The following is a 12,205-nucleotide window of genomic DNA, read 5'->3' on the forward strand; positions in this document are numbered from 1 at the left end:
GAAGGATGGCTGTCGAACTGCGTGCGGTGACCGAGTCCGAGTTCCCCGACTGGCTGCGGGCGTTGCGGACCGGGTTCCTGAACGAGCCGGTCGTCCCCGACGGGCTGGTCGCCGACCGGCTGGCCCACGTCGACCTGGACCGGACGCTGGCCGCCGTGGACGGCGGCCGGGTGGTCGCCACCTTCCGTTCCTTCCGGCAGGAGCTGAGCACCGTCGGCGGCGGCACCCTCGTCGCGGACGCGGTCACGCAGGTGACGGTGGCGCCGACGCACAAGCGGCGCGGGCTGCTGAGCCGGCTGATGGCGCGGGACCTGGCGGCCGCCCGGGAGCGGGGTGACGCGGTCGCGACCCTGATCGCCGCCGAGTACCCGATCTACGGCCGGTACGGCTTCGGCCCGGCGAGCTGGTCGACCGAGTGGAGCGTGGACCTGCGCCGGGCGGGCCTCGATCCGCGCCGCAGCGGCCGTCCGGAGGACGGCGGCCGGATCGATCTCACCGACGGGGCGGAGATCCGCCGGATCGGCCCCGGGCTGCACCGGCGGCTCGCCGGGGTCCGGGCCGGCGTCACCCACCGGGCGCCGCGCAACTGGGACGTGGGCACCGGCGGCGGGCATCACCTTGAGCCGTGGACGGAGCCGTACTACGCGGTCTACCGCTCGGCCGCCGGGGAGCCCGAGGGCTACGTGTCGTACCGCTGCGACGACAAGTGGGGCGACGGCAAGCAGCCGGAGAACACGCTGACCGTGCGGGACCTGATCGCGGCGACGCCGGCCGCCGAGCGCGCGCTGTGGCGGTACGTCTGCTCGGTGGACTGGGTGGCGACGGTCCGCAGCGGTTCCCGGGCGCCGGACGACCCGCTGCCGCTGCTGCTGCCGGACCCGCGGGCGGCGCGGACGGTGACCCACGCGGACATGGTGTGGCTGCGGATCCTCGACGTGGTGCGGGTCCTGGAGGAGCGGACGTACCCGGTGACGGACGGGCTCGTCCTCGACGTGCGGGACGGCGACGGCTTCGTGGGCGGCCGTTACCGCCTGGACGCCTCGCCGAAGGGGGCGTCGTGCGTCCCGACGACCGCCTCCGCGGACCTGGTGCTCGACGTGGCGGAGCTGGCCCGGCTGGTCCTCGGCGACGCGTCGCCGGTCCGGCTGGTGCTGCTCGGCCGGATCGAGGAGGCGGTGCCGGGGGCGGCGGCCCGGGCCGAGCTGCTGTTCCGGGCGCCGCTGCGGGCGTTCTCGCCGGACATCTTCTGACGCCGGTCCTCGCGCGTCAGCGGGTCCCCGCTCGTCAGCGGGTGCGGAGGCGGAAGAGCGCGCCGGAGGCGGTGACGGCCAGGGCGAGGAGGCCGCCGCACCAGGCGAGCGCGGTCCAGGGCGCGTCGCCGACGGGCTGGTCGAGGAGCAGGCCGCGCATCGACTCGATGAGCGGGGTGACGGGCTGGTTTTCGGCGAAGCCGTGCAGCCAGCCGGGCATGGTGTCGATGGGCACGAAGGCGCTGCTCGGGTAGGGCAGGAACATCATGAGGAAGGTGACCGTGTTGGCCGCCTCGGGGGTCCTGGCGATGAGGCCGGCGGCTGCGGAGAGCCAGGACACGGCGGTGATGTAGGCGAGGAGCAGGCCGATGGCGGCGAGCCAGCCGCCGGGGGTGGCGGCGGGCCGGAAGCCGATGAGGAAGGCGACGCCGAGGACCAGCGCGGTGGCCAGGACGTTCCGGGCGACGGTGGCGACGACGTGTCCGGTGAGGAAGGGGACGGCGCCGACGTCGAGGGTGCGGAGGCGGTCGACGGTGCCGCGCCGCATGTCCTCGCTGACGGAGACGGCGGTGGCGGCGGCGCCGAAGCCGGCGCACAGGACGATGACGCCGGGGACGACGTAGGTGACGTAGCGGGTGGAGCCGGTGTCGATGGCGCCGCCGAAGAAGTAGACGAAGACGAGCATCAGCATCACGGGCATCACCAGGGCGGTGACGACGGCGTCGAGGTTGCGCCGGCTGAGGAGGATGCCGCGCCCGACGAGGGCGGTGGTGGTGGCGAGGGGGCTCGCGGTCGCGTCAGACATGGCTCGGCTCCTTCGTGGCGCTGGTGAGGGTGAGGAAGACGTCGTCGAGGGTGGCGCTGTGCACGGCGAAGCGCGCGATGTCGGTGCGGTGCGGGTCGAGTTCGTCGAGCAGGGCGCGGACGTGGGCGGCGCTGCCGTCGGTGGGGACGCCGAGGGTGAGGGTGGCGGGGGTGTGGCCGGTGGCGTGCGGGGCGAGGCGGAGGTAGGCCTCCCGGTCGTGGGCGACGAGGTCGAGGCGGTGGCCCGCGTACCGCCGCTTGAGTTCCTCGGGGGTGCCTTCGGCGAGGGTGCGGCCGGCGCCGAGGACGGCGACGCGGTGGGCGAGCCGGTCGGCCTCCTCCAGGTACTGGGTGGTGAGGAAGACGGTGGTGCCGTGGGCCGACAACTCGCGGACGGCGTCCCAGAGTTCGTTGCGGCTGCGGGGGTCGAGGCCGGTGGTGGGCTCGTCGAGGAAGACGATCCGGGTGGTGCCGGGGTCGCGGACGAGGCCGGCGGCGAGGTCGAGGCGGCGGCGCATGCCGCCGGAGTACGTCTTCGTCTGCCGGTCGCGGGCGTCGGCGAGCCGGAAGCGTTCGAGGAGTTCGTCGGCGCGGCGGGCGGCGGCCTTGCGGGAGAGGCCGGAGAGCCGGGCGGCGAGGCGGAGGTTCTCGGCGCCGGTGAGGGTCTCGTCGACGGCGGCGTACTGGCCGGTGAGGCTGATGGCGCGGCGGACCGCGCGCCGCTCGGTGACGACGTCGTGGCCGGCCACGCGCGCGTGCCCTGCGTCGGGGGCGGCGAGGGTGGTGAGGACGCGGACGGTGGTGGTCTTGCCGGCGCCGTTGGGCCCGAGGAGGGCGAAGACGGTGCCGGTCTCGACGCGGAGGTCGAGGGAGTCGAGGACGCGGACGGCGCCGTAGGTCTTGGTGAGGCCGGCGGTCTCGATGGCGGGAGTTTGGGTGGCGGGAGGCATGGGTGTCCCCTTCTGCTGCGCTCGTCGGCGTACTGCGTATGCCTTACGCGTTACTGTGTAAGGGTTACGCATTACTAGGATGGGCGTCAAGCGAACGAGGCGAGGAGGCGGCGCGGATGGCGGGTGACGAGGGCCGGAAGGGGTCCGGGGAGAGCGGCGGCACGTATCTGCCGCCGTCCGTCGAGGCCGCCTGGGGGCTGCGGGAGCGCCCCACCAAGGGGCCGAAGCCCGGGCTCAGCCAGGACCGGATCGTCGCCGCGGCCGTGGACCTCGCCTCCGCGGAGGGGCTCGCCGCCGTCTCGATGGGGCGGGTCGCCAAGGAGCTGGGCGCCTCCACCATGTCCCTCTACCGGTACGTCTCCGCCAAGCAGGAGCTGTACGTCCTGATGCAGGAGGCGGCGACGGGCGCCCCGCCCGAGCTGTTCGGCCCGGAGGACCCCTGGCGGGAGCGGCTGGAGCGCTGGGCCTGGGCGATGCGCGAGGTCTATCTGCGCAACCTGTGGCTGCTGCGCGTCCCGGTCTCCGGCCCGCCCGCGACGCCGCACGCGGTGGCCTGGTGGGAGAAGGCGCTGCTCGCGCTCGACGGCACCGGTCTCGGCGAGGGTGCCAAGATCTCGGTGACGCTCCTCGTGGCCGGCTTCGTGAAGAACGACGCGCTGATGATGGCGGAGCTGGCCGACGCCGTGGAGGCGTCCGGGTACGCGCCGGAGGAGGCGATGGCCCAGTACAGCCGCACCCTGCGCCGGCTGGTCGACCCGGAGGTGTTCCCGCGGGTGGCGGGGCTGATCGATTCCGGGGTCCTGGACCAGCCCGACGCCCCCGACGACGAGTTCCGCTTCGGTCTGGCCCGGATCCTGGACGGCGTCGCGGCCCTCGTGGAGGGCCGCGCGACCTGAACTTCCGTCAGGCGGCCATGGCCACCTCGGACTTCGGCGCCGGCGTCTTCTCCTTGCGCAGCACGGCCGCGGCGATCGCGAGGGCGGCGACCAGGAGTCCCGTACCGACCGCGAAGGCGAGGCGGTAGCCGCCGGTCAGCGCCTCCGCGGTGCTCCGGCCGGCCGCGTCGAGCGCTTCGGTGCGGGCGGCGGCCAGGGTGGTGAGGACGGCGACGCCGAGTGCCATGCCGATCTGCTGCGTGGTGTTGAAGAGGCCGGAGGCGAGGCCCGCGTCGGCCTCGTCGGCGCCCGACATCCCGAGCGCGGTGAGCGCGGGCAGGACCAGGCCGAAGCCGGCGGCCAGCAGCATCACGGGCAGCAGGTCGACGGCGTACGAGGCGTGCGCCGGGAGCCGGGTCAGCAGGCCGAGGACGCCGGTCAGCAGGGTGAGGCCGGTGAGCAGGACGGCGCGCTCGCCGAAGCGGGTGATGAGCCGGGCGGCGGCGCCGAGCGAGACGGCCCCGATGACCAGGGCGGCGGGCAGCATCGCGAGCCCGGTGGCGGTGGCGCCGTACCCCTGCGCCTTCTGGAGGTAGAGGGCGACCAGGACCTGGAAGGAGAACAGGGCGGCGACCGTGAGGAGCTGGACGGCGTTGGCTCCGGCGACGGCCCGGGAGCGGAGGATCCGCAGCGGCATCAGCGGGGTGGCGGCCGTGCGCTGGCGGACCAGGAAGCCGGCGAGGAGGGCGAGCGCGAGCGCCCCGAGGCCGAGGGTGTGGGCGGAGCCGGCGCCGTACTCCTCGATGCGCACGACCGCGTAGATGCCGGTCATGAGGCCCGCGGTGACCAGGAACGCGCCGAGCGCGTCGGCGCCGGCCCGCAGGCCGAGTCCCCGGTCGGCGGGGAGGGCGCGGGTGGCGAGGGCGATGGCGGCGGCGCCGATCGGCAGGTTGATGAAGAAGATCCAGTTCCAGGAGAGGGCGTCGGTGAGGAGTCCGCCGAGGACCTGGCCGACGGAGGCTCCGGCGGCGCCGGTGAAGCTGAACACGGCGATGGCGCGGGCCCGTTCGCGGGGTTCGGTGAAGAGCGTGACGAGGATGCCGAGGCTGACCGCGGAGGACATCGCGCTGCCGGCGCCCTGGAGGAAGCGGGCGGCGATCAGGACGGCGGGGGAGGCGGCGACGGCGGCGAGCAGGGAGGCGCCGGTGAAGACGGCGATCCCGGCGAGGAACATCCGTCTGCGTCCGATGAGGTCGCCGAGCCGTCCGGCGAGCAGGAGGAGCGAGCCGAAGGCGATCAGGTAGGCGTTGACGACCCAGCTCAGTCCGGCCGGGGTGAAGCCGAGGTCGGCCTGGATGGCGGGCATCGCGATGGTGACGATGCTGCCGTCGAGGACGGTCATGAGCATGGCGCTGGCGAGGACGGTGAGCGCGAGGGGGCGGGTACGCATGGATCTCTCCTGTCGAGGGAGGCAACAGGAGAGACGTTAGCAGAAGGTTTTGTTGCAGACTATTTTTTACGGGACGGTGTGCGGAGTTGGTGGGGGAAGGGTGCGCGGGGGCGGGGGTCAGTTCTTCTGGCGCGCCCGGCGGGCGGTCGCCGGTGCCTCGACGGGCGCCTTCAGGTGGTCCCCGGCCAGCCGGCCCAGCGCGCGTACCAGCACCTCCCGCTCCTCCTCCGGCAGCGAGCCGAGGGCGCCCGCGTGGACGCCGTCCACGATCCGCCGGCTCTCCGCGGCGAGCCGTGCGCCCGCCTCGGTGACGGCGATGATCCGCGCCCGCCGGTCCGTGCTCGACGGGCGCCGCTCGGCGAGTCCGGCCTTCTCCAGGGCGTCGACGGTGACGACCATCGTCGTCTTGTCCATGTCGCCGATCTCGGCGAGCTGCGCCTGGGTCCGCTCCTCCTCCAGGGCGTGGACGAGGACGCAGTGCATACGGGCCGTGAGCCCGATCTCCGCCAGCTCCGCCGCCATGCGCGTCCGGAGGACGTGGCTCGTGTGGTCGAGGAGGTAGGAGAGATCGGGCTCGCTGCGGCGGGGCGTCAAGGCGGTCATGCCGCCCAGGATAGGGGAGGTCGGTCCGTCGCGGATTATCGGAAACCGGAGGATCGCCCCCCCCTGGGGGAGCGGGGGTTCAGGAGAGCGGCTGCTGGAAGACGATCTGGTTGCCCGCCGGGTCGAGGAACGCGCACTCGCGGACGCCGTACGGCTGGTCCACCGGCTCGCGCAGGACCTCGGCGCCCGAGGTGGTGATCCGCTCGAAGGCCGCGTCGCAGTCGTCCGTACCGAAGATCGCCGCGCGCAGCAGGCCCTTGCGCATGAGGTCGACGACCGCCTGGCGGTCGGTCTCGGAGGCGCTCGGGTCGGCGAGCGGCGATTCGAGGACCACCGACACGTCCGGCTGCGCGGGCGAGCCCACGGTCACCCAGCGCATGCCCTGGAAGCCGACGTCCTTGCGGACCTCCAGGCCGAGCGCGTCGCGGTAGAAGCCGAGCGCCTTCTCGTGGTCGTCGACGGTGATGAAGGTCTGGGAGAGGTTGATGTCCATGCCCTCCACGCTAGGGAGCGCTGTCGAGCGGCGCTTCTCCGTTCCTGACCGGTCGCGAGGCCACCTTGGCGACGCAGGCGGGCAGGGCGGCGTCGGCGCCGTGCGCACGGGCCCGGTACGCGCTCGGCGTCTCGCCGACCAATTGGGTGAAGCGCGAGCTGAACGAGCCGAGCGACGTACACCCCACCTCCATGCAGACGTCCGTCACCGACAGGTCCCCGCGCCGGAGCAGCGCCTTGGCCCGCTCGATCCGGCGGGTCATGAGGTAGCTGTACGGCGTCTCCCCGAAGGCGGCGCGGAAGCTCCGCGCGAAGTGCCCGGTGGACATCAGCGCCGTCTGCGCGAGCGCCGCCACGTCCAGGGGGCTCGCGTACTCCCGGTCCATCCGGTCCCGCGCCCTGCGCAGGCGCCGGAGATCGTCGAGGGGGATGCGGGTCGCCACGCCCCCACGGTAGCGGGAACACAGTTGCAAGCGGACTGCTTGCAATAGTTAGCAAGCGATGGCAGGGTACGGACCATGGCATCGCTCAACGTCGGCAATCTCGGCAGCCTCGGCGACTACCTGCGCGAGCAGCGGCGCACCGCGCAGCTCTCGCTGCGGCAGCTCGCCGATGCCGCCGGCGTGTCGAACCCGTACCTGAGCCAGATCGAGCGCGGGCTGCGCAAGCCCAGCGCCGAGGTGCTCCAGCAGGTCGCCAAGGCCCTGCGGATCTCGGCCGAGACGCTCTACGTGCGGGCCGGGATCCTCGACGAGAAGGACCGCGAGGAGCTGGAGACGCGGGCCGTCATCCTCGCCGATCCCTCGATCAGCGAGCGGCAGAAGCAGGTGCTGCTGCAGATCTACGACTCCTTCCGCAAGGAGAACGCGGCGGAGTCCGGAGCGGCCGGCCAGGAAGCGACCGGCCGGGACGCGACCGGCCAGGAAGCGGCCAGTTAGAGCGATCAGCTCGTACGTCAGCTTGTACGCCCCACCGGGAGGACCACCAGCATGGCCATCATCGACGAACTGCGTACCCCCCTCTACTTCGCCGCCGGCACCGCCGACCTCGCGGTGCGCCAGGCCCGCAAGGTGCCCGCGCTGATCGAGCAGCTGGCCGCCGAGGCGCCCGGCCGGATCGAGGCCGTGCGGAACACCGACCCGAAGGCCGTGCAGGAGAAGGTCCAGGAGAAGGTGCAGGCCACGGTCGCCGAGGTCGTCGGGGTCGTCGGCGGTATCGACACCGACCTCAAGAAGCTGGGCGAGACGGCGCAGGACCTCGCCCTGCGGGGCGTCGGCGTGGCCGCCGAGTACGCGGTGAAGGCGCGCGAGAAGTACGAGGAGGTCGCCGCCCGGGGCGAGGAGACCGTCCGCGCCTGGCGCGGCGAGACGGCCGAGCCGGCCACGGAGATCACGGTCGTGGTCGAGCCGGAGCCGGAGCCGGTCGTCCGGCCGGAGCCGGTCGTCGAGCCCGAGCCGGTCGCAGAGGCCGAGGCCGAGCCCGCGCCCAAGACCGTGGCCGCCCGCAAGCCCGCCGCCCGCAAGGCGCCCGCCAGGAAGGCGGCCGCCGCCAAGGCGGACGTGACGGCCGAATAGCGGATCCGGGCACCATTCCTGGGGCCCGAAGCGTTGGAACGGGTACCTTGACCGCGAGGCGCGTACGTACCCCATGACCCCTAGGCGGTGTTCAGCATGCTGATGGACCGGTTCGACAACACCCTCAACCTGCTGATGTTCCTGGTCTTCACCGGCTTCGCCGTCGCCTCGTTCGTCATCGCGGCGATGGTCCGGGAGGACGCGTACCGGGCCGCGGACAAGCAGACGAAGAAGTTCTGGCTGATCCTCCTCGGGGTCAACCTCGCCCTGAACCTCTTCCTCCCCGGCCTGCTCTTCCTCCTCATCGCGGGCCTGATCGCCGCCATCGTCTTCATGGTCGACGTCCGCCCGGCCCTCAAGCAGGTCATGGGCGGCGGCGGCCGCCGCGGCGGTTCCAGCAGCGACGGCCCGTACGGCCCCTACAACGGCGGCCGGTAGCGGTTGCCGTAGGAGGGGCGTCAAGGCGTCGGGCGCGGGGCCCGGGGGTGCTTACCCCCGGGCCCCGCCGCGTTCCAGGGCCAGCAGGGCCACGTCGTCGGTCAGCTCGCCGCCGTTGAGCGTGCGGGCCTCCGCCATCGCGGCCTCCAGGAGCGCCTCGCCGCGCAGGCCCCCGGTGATCTGCCGGTTGATCATGTCGACCATGCCGTCCTGCCCGAGCCGCGGCGAGCCGGGACCGGCGGTCCGGCCCTCGATCAGGCCGTCGGTGTAGAGGAGCAGGCTCCACGCCCCGCCCAGCTCGACCTGGCGGCGCGGCCAGCGGGCGCGCGGCAGCAGACCCAGCGCCGGGCCCCCGTCCTCGTACGGCAGCAGGCGCGCGGTCCCGCCCTGCTGGGCGACCAGCGGCGCCGGGTGGCCGGCCAGGCAGAGTCCGGCGCGGCGGCCGTCGGGCGCGATGTCGACCGTGCAGAGGGTCGCGAAGATCTCCTCGCTCTCCCGCTCGTGCTCCAGGACCTGCTGGAGGGTGGAGAGCAGCTCGTCGCCGCAGAGCCCGGCGAAGGTCAGGGCGCGCCAGGCGATCCGCAGCTCGACGCCGAGGGCGGCCTCGTCGGGGCCGTGGCCGCAGACGTCGCCGATCATGGCGTGCACGGTGCCGTCCGGGGTGCGGACGACGTCGTAGAAGTCGCCGCCGAGCAGCGCGCGGGAGCGGCCCGGCCGGTAGCTGGCGGCGAAGCGGAGGTCGGAGCCCTCCAGGAGCGGGGTGGGCAGCAGGCCGCGCTCCAGGCGGGCGTTCTCCTGGGCGCGCAGCCGGGACTCGGCGAGCTTCACCTTGGCGGCGTCGTTGCGCTTGCGCTCGACCGCGTACCGGATGGCGCGGCTCAGCAGCCGGCCGTCGAGCTCCTCGCGGAAGAGGTGGTCCTGGGCCCCGACGCGTACCGCCTCGGCGGCGAGCCCCGCGTCGGCGGAGGGGGCGAGGGCCAGCACGGCGTGCCGGGGCGCGAGGCGCAGGATGTGCCGCAGCGGGGCGAGCGGGTCCTCGTCGGCCGCGCCCCGGGGCACGGGCAGCGAGAGGTCGACGAGCACGCAGTGCACGTCGTCGGTGAGGAGCCGCTCGGCCTCGGTGAGGTTGCGGGCGGTGCGGATGCGGATCCGGGTGCCCGCGGCGCCGGCGGCGTCGAGCAGCTCGGGTACGGCGAGGGCGCCCGCCGGGTCGTCCTCGACGACCAGGAGGGTGAGGTCGGTGCGGTCGCGGTCGGTTCCTGTGCCTGTGGCTGTGCTGGTTCCTGCGCCTGTGCCGGCTCCTGTGTCTGTGCCGGCTCCTGTGTCGGTGCCGGTCGCCGCGTCGCTCGCGGCGGTGGCGTCCATGGCGGCGGTGTCGCATGGCCCCGCAGCAGAGACGATTCTCTGGCGCGGTACGGATACGGGCATCGGTCCGGGTTTCCTTCCCTCCCCCGAGGGTGCGCCGGGCGCCGGGTGGCGGCCCGCCCGTCCGGGACCATAGCGCCCGCGCGGCGCCCGGCGGAATGGCGATCACTCCGCGGGCGCCGGGGTCTTCCTTGGCATATGCCGCGGAAGGGGAGGTAGTTGCGCACCGATCGGGCACGGGCGGGCCCCGGACCCATGAGAAAGGTCACTCGGGGCCGCTCGTGTGTCAGGTCGGGCGTCAGGAGGGGCGTCAGGAGGGGCGGACGATGCCGAGGATCTCCATCGAGCCGGCGCCGGCCACGGTCACGTTCCGGCCGGGCCGGGGCGCGTGGACCATCTTCCCGTCGCCGATGTACATGCCGATGTGGCTGGCGTCCTTGTAGTAGACGATCAGGTCGCCGGGGCGCATGTCCTTCGGCTGCACGCGGGGGAGCAGCCGCCACTGCTCCTGCGAGGTGCGCGGGATGCGCTCGCCGGCGGCGGCCCAGGCGGACTGGGTGAGGCCGGAGCAGTCGAAGGAGTCGGGGCCCTCGGCGCCCCACACGTACGGCTTGCCGACCTGCGCGAGCGCCGACTCGACCGCCTCGCGGCCCTCCGCGGTGGACTCGGCGCCGAGCTCGTCGAGGATGCCGGTGTCCAGCCACTTGGTCTGGGCCCGCTGCCGGGCCTGCTCCTCCAGGCGGCGCAGCCGCTCGCGCTCCTCGGCGGCGAGCTCGCTCTCCAGCTTCTTCGCGGCGGCGATCTTCTCGTTGATCTCCTTCTTCGCGGTGGCCTGCCGGACCCGGTCGGCCTCCAGCTTGGTCCAGTTGTCGCCGGCCTCCGAGGCGTAGGTGTCCAGCTCGGCCTGGGCGCGGGTGAGTTCGCCGAGGAGGTCGGTGGTGGCCTTGGCGCCCTCGCGGAGCCGGCCGGCCGTGTCGAGGTAGAGCTGAGGGTCGCCGGAGAGGGCGAGCTGGGCGCTCCGGGGGATGCCGCCGCTGCGGTACTGGGCGCGGGCGGTGGCGCCGGCCTGGGCCTTGAGCGCGTCGATCCGCTTGCGGCCGCCCTCGATCATGCGGGCGAGCCGGACGATCTCGGCGGACTGGGTCTCGGTGCGCTCCTCGGCGAGGTTGTACGCGTCGGTGGCGGCGGCCGCCTGGTGGTAGAGCGCCTCGATCTCCGTACGGACCTCTTCGAGGGTCTTCTTCGGCGCGGCCGGCGGCGGCGGGGGCAGCGGGGCGGCGGCGGCCTGGAGGGTGAACACCGGTGTGGCCAGGACGGCCAGGGCGCAGGCCACGGTGACCGCGGCGGCGTACGGACGTCGGCGTCGTCGGTTCACTGGCTCCCCCTCACGGCCCGGGTGTCCCCCCTGGGCCGCTTTCTGATTTACCGTCAGTAACTTGTGTGGTCCTGGCGATAGTGCCACGTGATTCCGGAAAACGACAGGTACCCCACCAGAGTGACGCCCGGGGACCGGCGGACGTTCCCCCGGCCGGGCGCCATGATCGGGCGCCTTCAGCCGGCGCGTGGCGCCAGGGCGTCCCAGCGCACCGTGACCTCGCCCTGGCGCCACCGCTTCGGGCCGTCCGTGACCGGCCAGTCCGCCGCCAGGTCCCGGACGGCGCGGATCCAGCGCTGCCGGGCGCCCAGGGAGGCGTACGGGGCCGCCGCCGCCCAGGCCCGGTCGAAGTCCCGCAGGAAGGCGTGGACCGGCTCGCCCGGCACGTTGCGGTGGATCAGCGCCTTCGGGAGGCGCTCGGCGAGGTCCGAGGGGCGGTCGAGGGAGCCGAGCCGGGTCGCGAGGGTGACCGTGCGCGGTCCGCCCCGGTCGAGCGCCACCCACACGTGCCGGCGCCCGATCTCGTCGCAGGTGCCCTCGACGAGGAGGCCGTCCGGCGCGAGCCGCCCGCACAGCCGCTCCCACACCGCCGCGACCTGCTCCTCGTCGTACTGGCGCAGCACGTTCGCGGCCCGGATCAGCGCGGGCGCGCCCGGCACCGGCACCTCGAAGCCGCCGTGCACGAAGCGCAGGCCCTCGTGCCGCTCCTCGTACGGCCTCGCGGCCTCGACCCTGGCCGGCTCGATCTCGATCCCGTACAGCAGGGTGCGGGGCTCGGCGGTGCGCAGCCGCGCGAGCAGCTCGACGGCGGTCCAGGGGGCGGCGCCGTACCCGAGGTCGACGGCGACGGGCGGCTCGGGGGAGCGGCGCAGGGCCGGCCCGTGGACGGCGGCGATCCAGCGGTCCATGCGGCGCAGCCGGTTGGGGTTGGTGGTCCCGCGGGTCGGGGTGCCGACGGGGCGGGTGGTGCGCGGGGCCATGGGACGAGGATACGGAGCCGCGCGGGGGAGCGGCCCCGGGGCCACGGCG

Annotated in this window: 14 protein-coding genes; 5 read left to right on the forward strand and 9 right to left on the reverse strand. The window is 74.0% G+C overall.

Annotated features, from left to right (window positions below; translation table 11 throughout):
• Positions 1-5: 5 nt before the first annotated feature.
• Complete coding sequence (locus ABZ621_RS24340) at positions 6-1,250, forward strand: GNAT family N-acetyltransferase (RefSeq protein ID WP_360607910.1); 1,245 nt, start codon at positions 6-8, stop codon at positions 1,248-1,250.
• A 34-nt stretch (positions 1,251-1,284) separates the two neighbouring features.
• On the opposite strand, the gene ABZ621_RS24345 is transcribed toward ABZ621_RS24340, so the two are convergent.
• The gene (locus ABZ621_RS24345) at positions 1,285-2,055 is read right to left on the reverse strand and encodes an ABC transporter permease (protein WP_360607912.1); all 771 of its coding nucleotides are present in this window, start codon (positions 2,053-2,055) and stop codon (positions 1,285-1,287) included.
• On the reverse strand, positions 2,048-3,004 hold the full coding sequence (locus ABZ621_RS24350) for an ATP-binding cassette domain-containing protein (protein ID WP_360607914.1): 957 nt from the start codon (positions 3,002-3,004) through the stop codon (positions 2,048-2,050). Before ABZ621_RS24350 ends, ABZ621_RS24345 begins: the two co-directional genes overlap by 8 nt.
• A gap of 116 nt (positions 3,005-3,120) precedes the next feature.
• On the opposite strand from ABZ621_RS24350, the gene ABZ621_RS24355 reads away from it, so the two are divergent.
• Complete coding sequence (locus ABZ621_RS24355; protein ID WP_360607916.1) at positions 3,121-3,900, forward strand: TetR/AcrR family transcriptional regulator; 780 nt, start codon at positions 3,121-3,123, stop codon at positions 3,898-3,900.
• Between the two features lie 7 nt (positions 3,901-3,907).
• Here the strand turns inward: ABZ621_RS24355 and ABZ621_RS24360 are convergent, their stop codons facing one another.
• The 4 genes from ABZ621_RS24360 to ABZ621_RS24375 form a co-directional block, all read right to left on the reverse strand.
• Positions 3,908-5,329: an MFS transporter gene (locus tag ABZ621_RS24360; protein ID WP_360607918.1), complete on the reverse strand. Its 1,422-nt coding sequence runs from the start codon at positions 5,327-5,329 to the stop codon at positions 3,908-3,910.
• Positions 5,330-5,446: 117 nt separating this feature from the next.
• Positions 5,447-5,932, reverse strand: coding sequence for a MarR family winged helix-turn-helix transcriptional regulator (locus tag ABZ621_RS24365; RefSeq protein ID WP_360607920.1), 486 nt, complete (start codon positions 5,930-5,932; stop codon positions 5,447-5,449).
• 79 nt (positions 5,933-6,011) lie between these two features.
• Positions 6,012-6,425, reverse strand: a complete 414-nt coding sequence (locus ABZ621_RS24370; RefSeq protein WP_360607922.1) for a VOC family protein — start codon at positions 6,423-6,425, stop codon at positions 6,012-6,014.
• A gap of 10 nt (positions 6,426-6,435) precedes the next feature.
• Positions 6,436-6,855, reverse strand: coding sequence for a helix-turn-helix transcriptional regulator (locus tag ABZ621_RS24375; RefSeq protein WP_360608257.1), 420 nt, complete (start codon positions 6,853-6,855; stop codon positions 6,436-6,438).
• Between the two features lie 87 nt (positions 6,856-6,942).
• On the opposite strand from ABZ621_RS24375, the gene ABZ621_RS24380 reads away from it, so the two are divergent.
• The 3 genes from ABZ621_RS24380 (at position 6,943) to ABZ621_RS24390 (ending at position 8,436) form a co-directional block, all read left to right on the forward strand.
• Complete coding sequence (locus tag ABZ621_RS24380) at positions 6,943-7,362, forward strand: helix-turn-helix transcriptional regulator (protein ID WP_360607924.1); 420 nt, start codon at positions 6,943-6,945, stop codon at positions 7,360-7,362.
• Positions 7,363-7,413: 51 nt separating this feature from the next.
• Positions 7,414-7,998, forward strand: a complete 585-nt coding sequence (locus ABZ621_RS24385) for a hypothetical protein (protein ID WP_360607926.1) — start codon at positions 7,414-7,416, stop codon at positions 7,996-7,998.
• A gap of 96 nt (positions 7,999-8,094) precedes the next feature.
• A complete protein-coding gene (locus ABZ621_RS24390) occupies positions 8,095-8,436 on the forward strand; it encodes a DUF2516 family protein (protein ID WP_360608259.1) in 342 nt (113 codons plus the stop codon).
• Positions 8,437-8,487: 51 nt separating this feature from the next.
• On the opposite strand, the gene ABZ621_RS24395 is transcribed toward ABZ621_RS24390, so the two are convergent.
• The 3 genes from ABZ621_RS24395 to ABZ621_RS24405 form a co-directional block, all read right to left on the reverse strand.
• Positions 8,488-9,864 (reverse strand): fused response regulator/phosphatase, encoded by a 1,377-nt coding sequence (locus ABZ621_RS24395; RefSeq protein ID WP_360607928.1) that lies wholly within the window; start codon positions 9,862-9,864, stop codon positions 8,488-8,490.
• 247 nt (positions 9,865-10,111) lie between these two features.
• Complete coding sequence (locus tag ABZ621_RS24400; RefSeq protein ID WP_360607930.1) at positions 10,112-11,176, reverse strand: C40 family peptidase; 1,065 nt, start codon at positions 11,174-11,176, stop codon at positions 10,112-10,114.
• A 176-nt stretch (positions 11,177-11,352) separates the two neighbouring features.
• A complete protein-coding gene (locus tag ABZ621_RS24405; RefSeq protein WP_360607932.1) occupies positions 11,353-12,156 on the reverse strand; it encodes a class I SAM-dependent methyltransferase in 804 nt (267 codons plus the stop codon).
• Positions 12,157-12,205 lie beyond the last annotated feature (49 nt).

The organism is Streptomyces sp. NPDC007863 (assembly GCF_040633895.1).
Taxonomy (GTDB): Bacteria; Actinomycetota; Actinomycetes; order Streptomycetales; family Streptomycetaceae; genus Streptomyces.